General features: G+C 69.1%; 16 protein-coding genes and 1 tRNA gene. 7 read left to right on the top strand and 10 right to left on the bottom strand.

The window, feature by feature from the left end; translation table 11 throughout:
• Positions 1 to 23: 23 nt before the first annotated feature.
• Both rpmF and Tchar_RS01960 read right to left on the bottom strand, forming a co-directional pair.
• Positions 24 to 206, bottom strand: a complete 183-nt coding sequence (rpmF, locus tag Tchar_RS01965; RefSeq protein WP_144327413.1) for a 50S ribosomal protein L32 — start codon at positions 204 to 206, stop codon at positions 24 to 26.
• Positions 207 to 335: 129 nt separating this feature from the next.
• Positions 336 to 983 (bottom strand): YceD family protein, encoded by a 648-nt coding sequence (locus tag Tchar_RS01960; protein ID WP_144327412.1) that lies wholly within the window; start codon positions 981 to 983, stop codon positions 336 to 338.
• A gap of 41 nt (positions 984 to 1,024) precedes the next feature.
• On the opposite strand from Tchar_RS01960, the gene pdxH reads away from it, so the two are divergent.
• Entirely contained in the window at positions 1,025 to 1,663 is a 639-nt protein-coding gene (gene pdxH, locus Tchar_RS01955) for a pyridoxamine 5'-phosphate oxidase (protein WP_144327411.1), read from the top strand.
• Positions 1,664 to 1,805: 142 nt separating this feature from the next.
• On the opposite strand, the gene folK is transcribed toward pdxH, so the two are convergent.
• Genes folK through Tchar_RS01930 form a run of 5 tightly spaced genes read right to left on the bottom strand, consistent with a single transcriptional unit; the run spans position 1,806 to position 6,554 of the window.
• The gene (folK, locus tag Tchar_RS01950; protein WP_201739272.1) at positions 1,806 to 2,315 is read right to left on the bottom strand and encodes a 2-amino-4-hydroxy-6-hydroxymethyldihydropteridine diphosphokinase; all 510 of its coding nucleotides are present in this window, start codon (positions 2,313 to 2,315) and stop codon (positions 1,806 to 1,808) included.
• A 25-nt stretch (positions 2,316 to 2,340) separates the two neighbouring features.
• A complete protein-coding gene (pcnB, locus tag Tchar_RS01945) occupies positions 2,341 to 4,008 on the bottom strand; it encodes a polynucleotide adenylyltransferase PcnB (protein ID WP_144327410.1) in 1,668 nt (555 codons plus the stop codon).
• Positions 4,005 to 4,739, bottom strand: coding sequence for an HAD family hydrolase (locus Tchar_RS01940; RefSeq protein WP_201739271.1), 735 nt, complete (start codon positions 4,737 to 4,739; stop codon positions 4,005 to 4,007). Before Tchar_RS01940 ends, pcnB begins: the two co-directional genes overlap by 4 nt.
• 37 nt (positions 4,740 to 4,776) lie before the next feature.
• Positions 4,777 to 5,463, bottom strand: a complete 687-nt coding sequence (gene hda / locus Tchar_RS01935) for a DnaA regulatory inactivator Hda (protein WP_144327409.1) — start codon at positions 5,461 to 5,463, stop codon at positions 4,777 to 4,779.
• 2 nt (positions 5,464 to 5,465) lie between these two features.
• On the bottom strand, positions 5,466 to 6,554 hold the full coding sequence (locus tag Tchar_RS01930; RefSeq protein WP_144327408.1) for an AI-2E family transporter: 1,089 nt from the start codon (positions 6,552 to 6,554) through the stop codon (positions 5,466 to 5,468).
• Between the two features lie 114 nt (positions 6,555 to 6,668).
• Here Tchar_RS01930 and purM point away from each other — a divergent pair, with 114 nt between their 5' ends.
• Complete coding sequence (gene purM, locus Tchar_RS01925) at positions 6,669 to 7,715, top strand: phosphoribosylformylglycinamidine cyclo-ligase (protein ID WP_144327407.1); 1,047 nt, start codon at positions 6,669 to 6,671, stop codon at positions 7,713 to 7,715.
• A 114-nt stretch (positions 7,716 to 7,829) separates the two neighbouring features.
• Here purM and Tchar_RS01920 read toward each other — a convergent pair whose 3' ends face one another.
• Positions 7,830 to 8,675 carry a SirB1 family protein gene (locus tag Tchar_RS01920; protein ID WP_144327406.1) on the bottom strand — a complete coding sequence of 282 codons (846 nt, stop codon included), beginning with the start codon at positions 8,673 to 8,675 and terminating at the stop codon, positions 7,830 to 7,832.
• A gap of 4 nt (positions 8,676 to 8,679) precedes the next feature.
• On the bottom strand, positions 8,680 to 10,239 hold the full coding sequence (gene murJ, locus Tchar_RS01915; protein WP_144327405.1) for a murein biosynthesis integral membrane protein MurJ: 1,560 nt from the start codon (positions 10,237 to 10,239) through the stop codon (positions 8,680 to 8,682).
• Positions 10,240 to 10,276: 37 nt separating this feature from the next.
• On the opposite strand from murJ, the gene Tchar_RS01910 reads away from it, so the two are divergent.
• From Tchar_RS01910 to Tchar_RS01890, 5 genes are all read left to right on the top strand, one after another.
• Positions 10,277 to 11,134, top strand: a complete 858-nt coding sequence (locus tag Tchar_RS01910; RefSeq protein WP_144327404.1) for a 3',5'-nucleoside bisphosphate phosphatase — start codon at positions 10,277 to 10,279, stop codon at positions 11,132 to 11,134.
• Between the two features lie 10 nt (positions 11,135 to 11,144).
• Positions 11,145 to 11,780 carry an L-threonylcarbamoyladenylate synthase gene (locus Tchar_RS01905; protein WP_144327403.1) on the top strand — a complete coding sequence of 212 codons (636 nt, stop codon included), beginning with the start codon at positions 11,145 to 11,147 and terminating at the stop codon, positions 11,778 to 11,780.
• 142 nt (positions 11,781 to 11,922) lie between these two features.
• Complete coding sequence (locus Tchar_RS01900) at positions 11,923 to 12,591, top strand: site-2 protease family protein (protein WP_144327402.1); 669 nt, start codon at positions 11,923 to 11,925, stop codon at positions 12,589 to 12,591.
• A gap of 83 nt (positions 12,592 to 12,674) precedes the next feature.
• A complete protein-coding gene (locus Tchar_RS01895; RefSeq protein ID WP_144327401.1) occupies positions 12,675 to 13,970 on the top strand; it encodes a tryptophan--tRNA ligase in 1,296 nt (431 codons plus the stop codon).
• Between the two features lie 127 nt (positions 13,971 to 14,097).
• Positions 14,098 to 14,190: transfer RNA gene (locus Tchar_RS01890), tRNA-Ser, on the top strand.
• A 146-nt stretch (positions 14,191 to 14,336) separates the two neighbouring features.
• On the opposite strand, the gene Tchar_RS01885 is transcribed toward Tchar_RS01890, so the two are convergent.
• On the bottom strand, positions 14,337 to 15,863 hold the full coding sequence (locus tag Tchar_RS01885; RefSeq protein WP_144327400.1) for an ArnT family glycosyltransferase: 1,527 nt from the start codon (positions 15,861 to 15,863) through the stop codon (positions 14,337 to 14,339).
• Between the last annotated feature and the right edge of the window lie 57 nt (positions 15,864 to 15,920).

Raw genomic sequence — 15,920 nt, 5'->3', positions numbered from 1 at the left:
CCCCGCCGCTGCCAACAGCGGTGTTATGCCTCGGACTTGTTCTTGAGCACCTGACGGCCGCGATAAAAGCCGTTGGGGCTGATGTGGTGACGCAGATGGGCTTCCCCCGTCGTCGGCTCGACGGCGATACCCGGCACCGACAGCGCCTGGTGCGAGCGGTGCATGCCGCGCTTGGACGGCGACTTCTTGTTCTGCTGAACGGCCATGATCGGTTCCTGGAATTGGGATCAGACGTAAAACCTTCGATTATAGCGCCCGCACGAAATACCGGGGCACACCGTGCGGGGCGTGCCGATTGCCATGCCGCCGACCGCCGCGGAGGCGCCGCCCGCCGCTCAACGCACGGGGCGCTTCAACGCGGCCAGTGCGGCCAAGGGCCGACGCGGCGCGGCTGGCGGCGCGCCATCGTCGTCGGCTGCCGGCCCGTCGGTGTGCAGACGGTCGCCGTGCGCCAAGGGCAGCGGGTGCGGACAGGCGCCGTGCCGCGGCACCAAAGGAGCCGCCAGCAGCAACTCGTCCTCCACCAGCGTGCGCAGATCGAAGCGCGGCCCCTGATGCACCAGCAGGTCTTCCTCGCAGGTGTCGTCTTCGGCCAGGGCCGTGGCCTCATCGGCCACGAAGCGAAACCAGCGGTCGAGCTGCACCGGCTCCCAGTACGGCTCCAGGCAGCGTTGACACACCAGCGGCAACGCCCCTTGCGCCTGCACCCGCAGCCAAAGCTGGCGTGGTACCACAGCACGCACAGCACGCGTGCCACCCAGCGCGCGCCACGCCGCCGCCACGGCCGCTGGCGGATCGCGCCACTCGGCGTGCACCCGCCACTGCACCAGGGCGTGCTCCCGCCCCGCAAGCGCCGGCGCATCGAGCAGCACGCGCGGCAGATGGTCCAGCGCATAGACGCCCGCCAAGGCGTCGCTGCGGCGCGTCAGCGCCTCCAGGTCGATCCAATCGATGGGCTCGGAGGTCATGGTCGGGGATGCCATGGCGCGATTATCGGCGCACGGGACCGTGCCATACTGTGCCCATGAAACCGTCCATCGCCGATTTGCGCAAAAGTTACGAGAAAGCCGAGCTGAGCGAGGAAGCCTCGCACCCGGATCCGCTGCAGCAGTTCGACCAGTGGCTGCAGGAGGCCCTGCGCGCCGAGCTGCCCGAGCCCAATGCGATGACGCTGGCCACCGTGGGCAGCGATCTGCGCCCCAGCACACGCGTGGTGCTCATCAAGGGCTACGACGAGCGCGGCATCGTTTGGTACACGAACTACGACAGCCGCAAGGGCCGGGAACTGGCCGGCAATCCGTACGCAGCGCTGCAGTTTCACTGGGTGGAGCTGGAGCGCGTGGTGCGCATCGAGGGGGTGGTGGAAAAAGTCAGCGCCGAGGAAAGCGACGCATACTTCGCCAGCCGACCGCTGGACCACCGCATCGGCGCCTGGGCCAGCCCGCAGAGCCAAGTGATCGAAAACCGCAGCGTGCTGGTGGCCAACGCCGCGAAATATGCGGCGCAGTTTTTGCTGCACCCGCCACGTCCGCCGCACTGGGGCGGCTACCGCCTCGTGCCCGATACCTGGGAATTCTGGCAAGGCCGCAAAAGCCGCCTGCATGACCGGCTGCGCTATCGCCGCGTCGATGGCGCTTGGGTGCGCGAGCGGCTGGCGCCGTGAAGGCTAGCCGCGGGGGCGCCACCCGCAGGGGTGATGCCACCTCGCGACACGCTGCTGCCGATGCGCGATCCGCGCACCCGGTGCGCCCGAGGGGGCGTGGCGCCACCCGCGCGCTCGGCAGCCAATGGCGGCTGCGGCGTGTTCAGAACAGAGGAGGATGGTCCACGCGCTCGATGGTTTGCCCGGCCACCGCGGCCAGCGCCGCCGCATCGACCAGCGCCGGCGCGATTTCGTGCAGGGGCACCAGCACGAAGGCACGCTGCCACAGGCGCGGGTGCGGCACGGTCAGCGTGGGCGAATCGATGCGCGCCTGGCCGTACAGCAGCAGGTCCAGGTCCAGCGTGCGCGGCGCGTTGCGGTAGGGCCGTTGGCGCCCGTGCGCGTATTCGACGGCGTGCAACACCGCCAGCAGGGCCGGCGCCGTCAGCGTCGTGCGCAGCGCGGCGACGGCGTTCAGATAATCGGGACCGCTGGCCTGCAGCGGCGCCGTGCGATAAAGACTCGACGCCTGCAGCAACCGAATGCCAGGGGTGTTGGCGAGCGCGCGCAATGCCGCGCCCAGCGTCTGCGCTGGGTCGCCCAGATTGGCCCCCAGGCCCACATACGCGGTCACGGGGGCGCGGGCGTCGGCATCGGACCAAGACGGCGGCATGACGCAGACCGTCGGCCCAGCACGCTCAGCCCGCATCGCCATTGGCCGCGCTGGCGTCACGCCCATCGCTGGTATCCCCGCCCGCTGGTTTACGGCGGCGCCGACGGCGTTTGCGCGGCGCTGCCGCACCCGGCTCGCCGCCACCAGCGGGCCCGTCGTCGGCACCTGCGGGGGTGGCGTCTGCGGCAGCGTCCGCCGCACGCTGGTCGGCTGCGGGCGCAGCCCCTCCATCGCTGGCGTCCGGCGCCCCCGCCTTGCCGCCCGCCACGCTGGCGGTGCGCCGCTGCCGACCCTTGCCGCCGCCCTTGCCCACTCCTTTGGCGCGTTGCTGCTCCAACCGCACGGCCTCGATCATGTCGCGCCGCACCGCCTCACCTGCTTGGGCGAAGGTATCCCACCAGTGCGCCAGTTCCTCCTCCACTTCGCCCACTTGAGCGCGCAGGCGCAAGAAATCGAAGGCGGCACGAAAGCGCGGCTGCTCCACCAAGGTGAACGGGCTTTGTCCGGTGCGCTTGTCAAAGCGCGGTTGCATCATCCAGATCTCGCGCATATCGGCGCCGAGCTTGCCCCGACCCGAGACGTCGCCGATACGCGCCTCGAACACCTCGTCCACCGCGTCGGCCAAAGCCGGAAACGGCGGCACGCCGTCGCCCAGGCGCCGCTGCCAGGCCTGACGCACGTCCTGCCACAGCACACAGGCGAGCAAGAAGCTGGGCGCCACCGGCTTGCCCTCGGCGACGCGGCGGTCGGTGTCCTGCAGTGCGGTGCGCACGAAGGGATCTTCCCCGCGCTGCACCACCAGGTCCAGCAACGGGTAGATGCCGCGCGCCAGTCCGTGCGTTTTGAGCGCCTCCACGCTGGCCACGGCGTGGCCGGTCTGCAGCAACTTGAGCATCTCATCGAACAGACGACTGGGCGGCACGTCGGCGAGCAAGGGCAAGGCGGCGGCCATCGGGGCGCGCGTCTTGTCGTCGAGTTTGAAGCCGAGCCGGCTGAGCTTGGCGGCAAAGCGCACGGCGCGGATGACGCGCACCGGGTCTTCGCGGTAGCGCGTGGCCGGGTCACCGATCATGCGCAACACGCGTTTGCGCGCGTCGCGAATACCCTGATGGAAATCGACCACGGTCTCGCTCTCCGGGTCGTAGTACATGGCGTTGATGGTGAAGTCGCGCCGCGCGGCGTCTTGCTCGATCGGCCCCCAGACGTTGTCGCGCAACACCCGGCCGCTGGCGTCCACCGCCAGCGCCACGCCGGCCAGCGCACGCTTGGCACGCTCGTCGCCCACCACCGGTTCGGCACTGGCGGGGTCCAGGTAGGCGCGAAAGGTGGATACCTCGATGACCTCGTGCTCACGCCCGCGCCCAAACACCACGTGCACGATACGAAAGCGCCGCCCAATGATGAAGGCGCGCCGAAACAGCGCCTTGACCTGTTCGGGCGTGGCGTTGGTGGCGACATCGAAATCCTTGGGCCGCAGCCCCAGCAGCAGGTCGCGCACCGCGCCACCGACGATGTAGGCCTGGTAGCCGGCGCGCTTGAGGGTGCGCACCACTTCCACCGCACGCGGATCGACCAGCGCGGGGTCGATGCCGTGCACACTCACCGGCACGTCTTGGCGTTTGCCAAAGCGCGATCGCCTCAGCGTCGGTCGCACGGCCTTGTCCAGCAGTTTGGTAATCAGGGTTTTGATCATGGATGCGTCTCGAACAGATCGAGGATACGCCAGCCGCGCGCGCGCGCCAGCGCGCGCAGGCGCTCGCCCGGGTTGGTGGCCACGGGCGCGTCGGCGCGCTCCAGCAGCGGCAAATCGTTGTCGGAGTCCGAATACACGGTGACGTGCACGCGCGCGTCCCAATCCAGCCCTTGCGCTTGCAACCAGTGCCGCACGCGCGTGACCTTGCCGTCGCGGTACGACGGCACGCCGCGGATGGCGCCGGTAAACCAGCCACTGGCGTCGCGCTCCAACTCCACCGCGATCAGATCCGCCACGCCGAAAGCGTCGGCGATCGGGCGCGTGATGAACTCGTTGGTGGCGGTGACGATGGCCACCCGGTCGCCGCGCGCCTGGTGCGCGCGCACCAGCGCCAGCGCTTGCGGTTGCAGCGCCGGGCGGATGACCTCATCCATGAAGCGCGCGTGCGCTGCGGCCGCCTGCTGCGGGCCACGTTGACGCACGGCCTCGATGGCAAAGCGGGCGTAGGCATGAATGTCGAGTCGCCCAGCCAGATAGTCGGCGTAAAAAGCGTCGTTGCGACGCGTGTGCTCCTCGGCGTCGGTCCACCCGATGCGGGTGGTGAACACCCCCCACTCGTGATCGGAGTCCAGGGGCAGCAGGGTGTGGTCCAAGTCGAACAGTGTCACGCCGATGCGCCCCTGCGGGACCGCGGCCGCCGCTGCAACGTGAGTGGATGCGATTTCGCCCATGCAATCAATCCTCGATCGGTGGCGGCGCCCCGGCGGCTCACTCATCGGCCAACATCGCCCGCACCAGTGCCGTGGTGATGGCGCGCTGGGTGCGCAGCGCGTACCCGTCGAGCCGCTCCAGCAGCGCCATCAGGCTCGACAGATCACGGGCAAAGCGCGCCAGCAGGTACTCGACCACCTCGTCTGGCAACGCCATGCCGCGCGCAGCGGCGGCGCGCTGCAGCACCGCGCGCCGCTCGGCCTCGTCGAGCGGCCGCAATTGAAACACATGCCCCCAGCCCAGGCGCGAGCGCAGGTCATCGCGCAGCGGCAAATCGGCCGGTGGCCGGTCGCCGGCGGCCAGCACTGCGCGCTGCGGCCCGCTGGTCGGCGACTGCGCGTTGACCAACCAATTGAACGCTGCCGCTTGCTGCTGGGGTGTGTAGTCGTGCACATCATCAAGCAGCACCACCGACCACACCTCATCGAAGGCCTGTAGCGTGGTCGTGCGCGCATCGAGCCAGCCCACCGCGTCGCCGCTCATGGCCAGCGCGTGCGCGGCTGCGCGCAGCAGATGCGTCTTGCCACTGCCCGGCGGCCCCCACAGGTAGATCGGCAGCGGCGCGCGCGGGTGTGCCTGCAACCATTCACGCAGATGCGCCACCACCGCCTCGTTGCCACGGGCGATGAAGTTGTCCAGCGACGGCGCCGGCACCAGCCCCAGATCGAGCACGAGCTGCTGCATCCTCACTCCCCGCCACCGCGGCTCTCGTCGCCCGGTCGAAACAGCGCACTATCGACGACCAGTCGCTGCAGGCGGCGCAACGCCACCAACAGCACCGCCGACGCCGGCAGCGCGATGAGCACCCCGACAAAACCGAGCAGATGGCCGAACGCCATCAAGGCGAAGATGACGGCGATCGGATGCAGCCCGATGCGCTCACCCACCAGACGCGGCGTCAAGTAAAAGCTCTCGATCACTTGGCCCATGGCGTAGATCCCAGCCACCAGCAACACGCCCCACAGGGTTTGAAATTGCAGCAGCGCCGCCAGCAGCGCCAGCGTCATGCCCAAGCCAAAGCCCAGGTAGGGCACGAAGATGGCAAGCCCCGTCAACACCCCGATGGGCACGGCCAGCTCCAGCCCCGCCAGGGCCAGGGCCGCCGTGTAGTACACCGCCAACACCCCCATGACCAGCAGCTGCCCACGCAGGTACTGGCCCAGCACGGCGTCGGCTTCGGCGAAAAAGGCTTCGACGCGCGCGCGCCAGCGCGGCGGCACGTACTGCCGCGCGCGCGCCACCACCTGCTCCCAATCCAGCAGCAGGTAGTACGCCACCACCGGCATTAACACCAAATTGCCCAGCACCGCCAGCAGGGCGCTGCCGCCAATGCGCAGCGACGCCAGCACGCGGCCGAGCAGCTCCTCCTCATGGCCGCTGATGAGGCGGCGCAACAACCCACGCACCGCCTCCACGTCCACCGCCAGCTCCAGCCCGTGGCGCTGTGCCAGCGGCTGCATCCACGCGTTCAGACGCTCGAGCAGGGCCGGAATCTGCTCGCGCAGCAGCGGCCACTGGCGCGTGACCACTGGCACGATCACCAACACCACCGCCAGCATCAGCGACAACAGGGCCGCCAGCGCCAGGGCCGCTGCCAGCCAACGCGGCACCCGGTGTGCCGCCAGCCAGGCGACGGCGGGCTGCAGCGCGTAGGCCAGCACCAGCGCCAGCACGAAGGGCAACAGCACCGGAGCCAACTGCGCCATGACCCACCACCCCACGACCGCCAGCACGGTCCACAGCAGCGCGTGTCGCTGGGAATCGGTCAGGGTCATGGCGGCAATGAGCGAAAAGTGGAGTGGGCGCACGGGGGCAGCGCGTCGGTGTGACAGCCACTCACCCAAGAGAGGCGAGCGGCCCCGTACAATGCGCGGGATTGTATCGAGCCCATGAATACGACCCCTCTTTCCTATAAAGACGCCGGCGTGGACATCGACGCCGGTGACGCGCTGGTGGAGCGCATCAAACCCCTGGCCAAACGCACCCTGCGCGAGGGGGTGCTGGCTGGCATCGGTGGTTTCGGCGCCCTGTTCGAAATCCCCAAGCGTTACCGCGAGCCGGTGCTGGTCAGCGGCACCGACGGCGTCGGCACCAAGCTCAAGCTGGCCTTCGAGTGGGACATGCACGATACGGTCGGCATCGACCTGGTGGCCATGAGCGTCAACGACGTGCTGGTGCAAGGCGCCGAGCCGTTGTTCTTCCTCGACTACTACGCCTGCGGCAAGCTGGATGTGGACACCGCCGCGCGTGTGGTGGCGGGGATCGCGCGCGGCTGTGAGGCATCGGGCTGTGCGCTCATTGGCGGCGAGACAGCCGAGATGCCGGGCATGTACCCGCCCGGCGAATACGACCTGGCGGGTTTTTGCGTCGGTGTGGTGGAGAAGTCACGCATCCTGACCGGCGCGGCGGTGTGCGCCGGCGACGTGGTGCTGGGGCTGGCCTCCAATGGGGTGCACTCCAACGGTTTTAGCCTGGTGCGCAAATGCCTCGAGCGCGCTGGCGCCGATCTGCCTGCGACGCTGGACGGGCGCCCGCTGCGCGAGGCGGTGATGGCGCCCACGCGGCTGTATGTCAAGCCGGTGCTGGCGGCCCTGCAGCAGCATCCGACCGACGCCGGCGGCATCAAGGCACTGGCGCACATCACGGGCGGTGGTCTGCTGGAAAATATCCCGCGTGTGCTGCCCGCTGAGCTCGCCGCCGAGTTGGTGCAGGATAGCTGGCCGCGCTCGGAGTTGTTCGCCTGGCTGCAGTGCACCGCGGGCATCGACGACCACGAGATGAACCGCACCTTCAACAACGGCATCGGCATGGTGGTGGTGACCGGTGCCCAGCAAGCCGAAGCGGTGGCTGCCACCTTGACGGCACACGGCGAGACGGTGTACCGCATCGGCGCCATCGTGCCGCGCGGCCATGGCGCCCCCGTGCGCGTGATCTGAAACGCCGATTGCGGCCGCCAGCGAGCCCAGCGCTCGGTTGGCAATGCCGACGGCGCAGGCGCTGCCGTGCCCGAATGGGGGCGGGCGGGCGCCTCGCCCAAGCCGTCACGGCATTCACGCGCCGCGCAGCGCGCGCACCCGCTGCTCTACCGCCGCTGTGTGCAGCGGATCGTCGGCATGCGCCAGGTAGGCCTCCAAGTCGGCCAGCGCCCGCGCCGTCTGTCCCAATTCCGCCCAAGCCAGCCCGCGCTCGCGCACCTCGTCCCACGCCTCGGGCAGCAGCACGATCAGCCGATCCAGCACCGCCACCAGGCGCAGCCAGTCGCGCTGCGAGCGATGGATCTCCTTCAGATTGCGCAGCACCCGCGCCACGATTTCGCGCGGCGTGGCTGCCTGCAAGAACAGCTCCACCGGGATGTCGAACTCATCCAACAAACCCAGCCGACGCTTGTAGGGCTCCAATCGCTCGACGAGCTCCTCGCGGCTGAGCGACCGCCCGCTCGAGGGATCGATGATGACCTGACCGTGCGGCAGCTGGACCTTGACCAGAAAGTGGCCCGGGAAGTTGATGCCTGCGGCGCGCAGACCGATACCCTGCGCCAGCTCCAGCCACAGCACCGCCAAGCTGACCGGGATGCCGCGGCGCGTGCGCAGCACGACGTGCACGTAGCTGTTGTCGGGGTCGTAGCCGTCGTTGAGGTTGCCGCCGAAACTCAGTTCGCGAAAGAAAAAATGGTTGAGCAGGCGCAAGCGGTGCAGCGGCGCCGCATCCGCTGGCAAGCGGCGACGCAGGCGCTCCAGCAACCGGTCCACCCCGTCGAGCACGGTCTGCACATCCAGCTCTGGGTACTCGTCCAGCGCCACCGCGGCCACCGCCTCTAGCAGCGGCAAGCCGTCGTCCTGCGCCACCAGGGCGGCGAAATAGTCCAGCGCCGAGGGCGCACGCGTGGCCCAGTTCATGGCGCTACTTTCGCACAAATTGGCGCAGCGGCAAACCCAGCGCGTACAGAGTGCCGAAATACAGCATGGCCGCCCCCGACACGACGCCGGCCACCGCGGCGGCGCGCCACAGCGGCGCCAGCGCCAACCAATCCAAGGCCCGTGCCCAGAGCACCAACCAGGTGGTCAATACCACCGCGCCGGCGGCCACCTGGGCGGCGAAACGCCGCCAACCCGGCTGGGGCGCGTAAGCGCCGCGCCGCCGCAGGCCCCACAGCAACCAGCCGGCGTTGAGCAGCGCCCCCAGACCGATGGCCAGCGCCAGCCCGGCGTGGGCCAGATGCGGCACCAAAGCGGCGTTCATCGCCTGGGTCGACAGCAGCACCACGATGGCGATGCGCACCGGCGTGCGGATATCTTGCCGGGCATAAAAGCCCGGTGCCAAAACCTTGACACCGATCAGCCCGAGCAAGCCGACGCCGTAGCCCATCAGCGCCAACGCGGTCTGCTGCACATCGGTCGCCGTGAAGGCGCCGTAGTGGTACAGCACCGCCACCAGCGGCGTGGCAAAGGTCAACAACCCGAGGGCGCTGGGCACCGCCAGCAGCACCACCCAGCGCAAGCCCCAGTCCAACAGCTGGCTGTAGCGCGCGCCGTCACCCGATGCCTGGGCGGCGGCCAGTTGCGGCAGCAGCACCACCCCCAAAGCCACTCCCAACAACGCGGTGGGAAATTCCATCAACCGGTCGGCGTACGTCAGCCACGAGACACTGCCCGGCGCCAGATGAGAGGCGATCTGCGTATTGATCAACAACGACAGCTGGGCCACACTGACCCCCAGCACCGCCGGCCCCATCAAGGCCAGGATGCGCTGCGTGCCCGGGTGACGCCAGCCGGCGCGCACGCCGCCAACACCCAAACGCAGGCGCGGCAGTGCCCCGATGCGGTACAGCGCCGGCACCTGCACGGCCAGTTGCAGCACGCCCCCCAGCATCACGCCAGCGGCCAAGGCGTAAATCGGCTCGAGCCCGTGGCGTGCCAACGCCGGCGCCCCCCACAGCGCCGCAGCGATCATCGCCACATTGAGCAGCACCGGCGTGGCCGCCGGCACCGCGAAGCGCTTCCAGGTGTTGAGGATGCCCGCGCTCAACGCCACCAGTGACATGAAACCGATGTAGGGAAACATCCAGCGCGTCAGCACCACCGCCGTCTCGAAGCCGTGTGGCGTCTGACGCAGCCCCGCGGCCATCGCCCACACCAGCGCCGGCGCCCCCAACACGCCCGCCACGCAGGTCAGCAGCAAAGCCGCCGTCAACACCGTGGCCACGTGGTCGATCAGCGCGCGCGTAGCCGCATCGCCCTGCTGGGCGCGGGTGGCCGCCAGCACCGGCACGAAGGCCTGCGAAAACGCCCCTTCGGCGAACAAGCGCCTCAATAAGTTGGGGATGCGAAACGCGACGTTGAACGCATCGGTCAGCGCGCTGGCGCCGAAGGTGGCGGCGATCAGCAACTCGCGCACCAGCCCCGTGATGCGCGACAACAGCGTCCAGGCCGAGACGATCGAAGCGGATTTGAACAGCGACACGGCGCGAGTGTAGCCGCGGCCCTACAATGCCTGCGTCATGGCCATCCTGAACGCCGATTTGCACTGCCACTCCACCATCTCCGACGGCACACTGGAGCCGGAGGCCTTGGCCGCGCGTGCGCACGCCAACGGTGTGGAGCTGTGGGCATTGACCGACCACGATGAGCTTGGCGGGCAGCAGCGCGCCATGCAGGCGGCGCGCGCGCTGGGCCTGCCGTATCTGACCGGGGTCGAAATTTCGGTGACCTTTGCCGGCCTGACCGTGCACATCGTCGGCCTGGGCGTGGACCCGGAGGACGCCCAGTTGCGTGACGGCTTGGCGCGCACGCGCGGCGGCCGCGAGCGGCGCGCGCGCGAGATGGCCGAGCAGCTCGCGGCCGTCGGCATCCGCGGCGCGTTCGAAGGCGCACTCAAGTACGTGGGCAACCCGGAGTTGATCTCGCGCACCCACTTCGCGCGCTATCTGGTCGAGGCCGGCGTGTGCCACGACACACACGAGGTGTTTCGGCGCTTTCTCACCGAAGGCAAGCCCGGCTACGTGGAGCACCGCTGGGCCACGCTGGGCGATGCGGTGCGCTGGATTCGCACCGCAGGCGGGGTGGCGGTGATCGCCCACCCGGCCCGCTATGCCCACCCCAATCCCACCCAGGAGTACGCCCTGTTTGCCGAGTTCAAGGCGCACGGCGGGCAGGCGGTGGAAGTCGTCACGGGCAGCCATAGCGAGGCCGAAGCGCTGCGCTACGCCGATCTGGCGCTGGAGTTTGGGCTGGCGGCCTCGCGCGGCAGCGATTTTCACAGCCCCGACGAATCACACACCGATTTGGGCGCCCTGCCGCTGCTGCAGGGGCGCCTGACCCCCGTGTGGGAGCTGCTGGCCGACCGCATCATCCACTGAAGCGCCCGCCATGGCCCAGCGCTTCAAAGTCCACCCCCTCAACCCCCAGCCGCGCTTGCTGCGCCAAGCCGTGCAAGCACTGCAGGCGGGCGCCGTGCTGGCCGTTCCCACCGATTCCAGCTACGCCTTGGTGTGCCATTTGGATGACAAGGCGGCGGTGCAACGCCTGCGGCGCATCCGCGGCGTCGATGAGCGCCACCACCTGACCCTGCTGTGCCGCGATCTGTCCGAATTGGCCAGCTACGCGCGCGTGGACAACCGCCAGTACCGCCTGCTCAAAGCCGCCACTCCGGGTCCGTACACCTTCATCCTGGAAGCCACCAAAGAAGTGCCACGGCGCGTCAGCCACCCGGCGCGCAAAACCATCGGTCTGCGCGTGCCGCAGCACCTGGTGTTGCGGGAGTTGCTGGCCCTGCACGGCGCCCCGCTGCTGGGCACGACGCTGATCCTGCCCGGTGACGACGTGCCGCTCAACGACCCCGACGTCATCCGCCAACGTCTGCAGCACGAGGTGGCCGCGGTGATCGACGCCGGTGCCTGCCCGCACGAGCCCACCACAGTGGTCGATTTGACGCCGATGGGCACGGGCGGCGAGCCCGTCGTACTGCGCCACGGACTCGGTGCGCTGGCGCCGCTGGGACTGTAGGGCGGCGGGATGGCGTGCCTGGGCCATGCCGTGTGCGTCGGTTGCAACGTCGACGCCCGCCGTGGCCCATCGAACCACGACGGCGGCAGCCCGCGCCCAGGTGCCCGCGGCACGGGTTCACGTCACCTGCGACAATCGCCCCATGGATTTCGCCCACATCATCCAGACCATCGCGCTGTATGCGCTGCCGGTGCTGTTTGCCATCACCGTACACGAAGCGGCGCACGGCTACGCAGCGCGCCATTTCGGCGACCCCACGGCCGAGCGGCTCGGGCGCATCACGCTCAACCCGATGCGGCACATCGACCCCATCGGCACCGTTGCGATGCCGCTGCTGCTGTACTTCGCCACCGCCGGGGCCTTTTTGTTCGGCTATGCCAAACCGGTGCCGGTCAACTTTGCGCGGCTGCGCCACCCCAAGCGCGACATGGTGTTGGTGGCGCTGGCCGGGCCCGCCGCCAACCTGGCGCAGGCCATCGCCTGGGCGGCGCTGGGCTACGTGCTGGTGGCCGCTGGCATTCACGAGCCGTTCTTCAACGGTATGGCGCGCGCCGGCGTGATGGTCAACATCGTCATGTTCGTCTTCAACCTGTTTCCGCTGCCGCCGCTCGATGGCGGGCGTATCCTCGTGGGGCTGCTGCCCCCGCGCCCAGCGATGACGCTGGCGCGGGTCGAGCCCTACGGCTTTTTCATCGTCATGGCGCTGGTGATCACCGGTATCGTCAGCACCCTGTGGCTGCGCCCGCTGATGCGCCTGACGGCACAAGGCATCGAGTGGCTGCTGGCGCCGCTGCGCTGGCTGCTGTTTTGACGCCCGTGGCCCAGCCCCGCGGCACCTGACTCCGCCATGCGGCCAACCTCCCTCACGCTTCCCCCTGGCTTGACTGTGCACCCATGACCTGCGTTCGCGTCCTCACTGGCATCAAACCCTCCGGCACCCCACACCTGGGCAACTATGTCGGCGCCATTCGTCCCACCGTGCGCGCCAGCCGCCAAGCCGGCGTCGACAGCTATCTGTTTCTGGCCGACTACCACGCCCTCATCTCCACCCACGACCCGGCGCGCGTGCAGCGCTCCACGCTGGAAATCGCCGCCACCTGGATCGCCTGCGGGCTGGATCCGCAGCGCGTGACCTTCTACCGCCAGTCCGACATCCCCGAAATCCCCGAACTCACCTGGCTGCTGGCCTGCGTTTGTGGCAAGGGGCTGCTCAACCGTGCCCACGCCTACAAGGCCGCGGTGGACAAAAACCTGGCCGACGGGCGCGACGCCGACGATGGCATCACCATGGGCCTGTTCATGTACCCGGTGCTGATGGCAGCCGACATCCTGATGTTCAACGCCCACCGCGTGCCCGTGGGTCGCGACCAAATCCAGCACATCGAAATGGCGCGCGACCTGGCCGCCAGCTTCAACCACCTCTATGGCGAACATTTCACCTTGCCCGAAGCCGTCATCGACGAGCAGGTGGCCACGCTGCCGGGCCTGGACGGGCGCAAGATGAGCAAAAGCTACGACAACGTCATCCCGCTATTCGCCCCGCGCGAACAGCTGCGCCGCCTCATCATGGGCATCGTCACCGACTCGCGCGCGCCCGGTGAGCCCAAGGAAACCGAAGGCTCGGCGCTGTTTCAGATCTACCAGGCCTTCGCCACGGCAGACGAAACGGCGGCGCTGGCGCGCGATTTTGCCGCCGGCATCGCCTGGGCCGAAGCCAAGGAGCGCCTGTTCGAGCGTATCGACCGTGAAATCGCCCCGATGCGCGCCACCTACGACGAGCTGATGGCGCATCCCGAGCGCGTCGAGGCCTATTTGCGCGCCGGCGCCGCCAAAGCGCGCGCCCAGGCCAGCCCCTTCATGGCGCGCTTGCGCCACGCGGTGGGCCTGCGCCCGCTCGATACCCAACCTGCCCCGACCAGCGCAGGTGCCGCTTCCGCCGCCAAACCCGCTGCCCCGGTGTTCAAACAGTACCGCGAAGCCGACGGACGCTTTTACTTCAAACTCACCGACGCCAAGGGACACGTGCTGCTGCAAAGCCAGGGCTTTGCCAACGGACGCGAAGCCGGCCAGGCCGTGGCGCGCCTCAAAGCCCAGGGCTGGGCCGCCTGCCTCGACTTGCACGCGCTCGTCCACGCGCTGGTGCCGAACCATGAGATCGAAGCAGCCCTGCAGCGACTGCGCGAGACCTGACCCGGCTGCGACCGACGCAGCCCCGCGCAGGCCGGGCGTGCCAGGGCCCGGTCCATCGGTGGAACACCGGCGCGCTGCACAGGGGCGCTGCTGCCCCTGCCCTGCTACAATAGAACTTTTCGGCCGCGGAGAGATGGCAGAGTGGTCGAATGCGCCGGACTCGAAATCCGGTATACGGGACTTCCCCGTATCGAGGGTTCGAATCCCTCTCTCTCCGCCAATGTCGCCCTCCAGGCGACCTTTTCGTGGGGCCCGCGGCACGACGGGCGAAACGGCTTCCCCTGATCCTTCGTCGGCGCTCCGAGCGTACGTCTGCGCTACCTGAAACGCCACCGCTTGCTGGCCTCCCTGGGCCTGCCCTCATCGCTACACGCCAGTTCGCAGGCACAACCAGCGGCCACGGTATGGCGTACAACCGGCCTGCGGGTGCTCGCTGCGCACCAACACCCAGCCGTTCGGATGGCGCTGCACCCAAGCATCGACTTCGGAAGGGTCGATGATCTGCGGGGTGCGCGGCAAGCGTCCGTAAAACGTCAGCACCCCGTGGTGCGCACCCGCAGCCCACGCCACCGGGGTGCCCGCGCGCATGGCCTGCCCTACCCGCTCGGCCAGGGGACGTACCTGCCAGGCCCCGTTGGTGGCCGTGGGAAAGGTGAGGTGTAACGCCAACATCACCACGCCCCCACCCGTAGCCAGGCGGCGCACCCACTGCGCGGTGGTGACGGCTGGCCACAGCAGCCACACCGACCAGAGAATGGGCAGCGCCACCACCGCCCACAACGCTGGGCCGGTCCATCCGTACACGGTTTGCGGGTACGGCCGTGTCGCCCAGGCCCCGAAGGCGAGCGCCAGCAGCAACGGTGGCAGTGCGGCCAACCAACGCCAGACGGGTGTGACCGCACACGGCCCTTGCGCCCGCGCCAGCCACCACGCCAACCACGCGGCCGCCAACGGCAACCATCCCATCCAGTAATGGGGGCGCTTGCCCGCCACCAGCGACAGCACCACCCCCAGCACGACGAACGCCCCTACTACCAGGAGCGTGCCGGCGTCCGCTCCCAGCCTCATCCCCTTGCGCCACAGCGCCAGCACCAGCAGCCAGCCGGGCCACAACATCCATGGCAACTGCCCAAGGTACCACCACCACGGTGCGGCGTGGTCGGCGTCGGTGCTGACCCGATCGAGCGCCTGCGCACCCAGCACCGCGCGCCAGACGGGCTCCCCTGCGGCAATGCTGGCTGCCCACAGCCAAGCCCCGTAGGCCAAGGCACCCGCGGCCATCAGCGAGCCAAGCAGCACCGCCGCCCCCATCCAGCTCGGGCGACGCCAACCCGTCCAGCGCGGCCCCCACAGGGGCGCACATACCGCCACCGCACCGACAGTCAACCACACCATCGGCCCTTTGGTGAACACACCGCCCAGCGAGGCGGCCAACAGCAGCAGGGTTGCGCGGCGCCAGCGGCGCGCCGCCACGTCCAGCACCCCATGCACGCCCATCACACACCACAGCGCGTTGGGCACATCGAAGTACCAGGCCGGGGCATACAGCGGCCATATCCACAGCAAACCAAACGCCATCGGCACCCAGTGCCCCGCTGCCGGCGTGTCTGGCCACAGGCGCGCTGCCAAGCGCACCGTGCCCACCATGGCCGCGCCGCCCATGAGCGCGACGAGGGCGCGCGGCACCCAGTCGGCGACGCCCCAGACGTGCCAGCCCAGTAACGTCAGCCAGAACAACAAGGGGGGCTTGTGCGCGTAAAACGCGCCGTCGAGCGTGGGATAGAGCCAATGTTGGTCACGCCACATCTCCCACGCCACGGCTGCATAGCGGGTCTCGTCGATGGGCAGCAACGGCCGCCCCGCGACAGCAGCCACCAGTGCGACAACCCACACGGCCCACGCCAGAGGCGCCCATCCCGCAGGCTGGCCCCGCATCACGGCAACAGAATC

Source organism: Tepidimonas charontis, from assembly GCF_007556685.1.
GTDB classification, from domain to species: domain Bacteria; phylum Pseudomonadota; class Gammaproteobacteria; order Burkholderiales; family Burkholderiaceae_C; genus Tepidimonas; species Tepidimonas charontis.
This window is presented reverse-complemented; position numbering and strand designations above follow the sequence as displayed.

Bases quoted from the DNA above. Each gene is read 5' to 3' on its own strand.
- Tchar_RS01930 (WP_144327408.1), bottom strand. From the start codon at position 6,554: ATGACCCTGACCGATTCCCAGCGACACGCGCTGCTGTGGACCGTGCTG.
- Tchar_RS01900 (WP_144327402.1), top strand. From the start codon at position 11,923: ATGGATTTCGCCCACATCATCCAGACCATCGCGCTGTATGCGCTGCCG.
- Tchar_RS01920 (WP_144327406.1), bottom strand. From the start codon at position 8,675: ATGAACTGGGCCACGCGTGCGCCCTCGGCGCTGGACTATTTCGCCGCC.
- folK (WP_201739272.1), bottom strand. From the start codon at position 2,315: ATGCCGCCGTCTTGGTCCGATGCCGACGCCCGCGCCCCCGTGACCGCG.
- Tchar_RS01910 (WP_144327404.1), top strand. From the start codon at position 10,277: ATGGCCATCCTGAACGCCGATTTGCACTGCCACTCCACCATCTCCGAC.
- Tchar_RS01940 (WP_201739271.1), bottom strand. From the start codon at position 4,739: ATGGGCGAAATCGCATCCACTCACGTTGCAGCGGCGGCCGCGGTCCCG.
- Tchar_RS01905 (WP_144327403.1), top strand. From the start codon at position 11,145: ATGGCCCAGCGCTTCAAAGTCCACCCCCTCAACCCCCAGCCGCGCTTG.
- pcnB (WP_144327410.1), bottom strand. From the start codon at position 4,008: ATGATCAAAACCCTGATTACCAAACTGCTGGACAAGGCCGTGCGACCG.
- Tchar_RS01960 (WP_144327412.1), bottom strand. From the start codon at position 983: ATGGCATCCCCGACCATGACCTCCGAGCCCATCGATTGGATCGACCTG.
- Tchar_RS01895 (WP_144327401.1), top strand. From the start codon at position 12,675: ATGACCTGCGTTCGCGTCCTCACTGGCATCAAACCCTCCGGCACCCCA.
- rpmF (WP_144327413.1), bottom strand. From the start codon at position 206: ATGGCCGTTCAGCAGAACAAGAAGTCGCCGTCCAAGCGCGGCATGCAC.
- pdxH (WP_144327411.1), top strand. From the start codon at position 1,025: ATGAAACCGTCCATCGCCGATTTGCGCAAAAGTTACGAGAAAGCCGAG.
- purM (WP_144327407.1), top strand. From the start codon at position 6,669: ATGAATACGACCCCTCTTTCCTATAAAGACGCCGGCGTGGACATCGAC.
- hda (WP_144327409.1), bottom strand. From the start codon at position 5,463: ATGCAGCAGCTCGTGCTCGATCTGGGGCTGGTGCCGGCGCCGTCGCTG.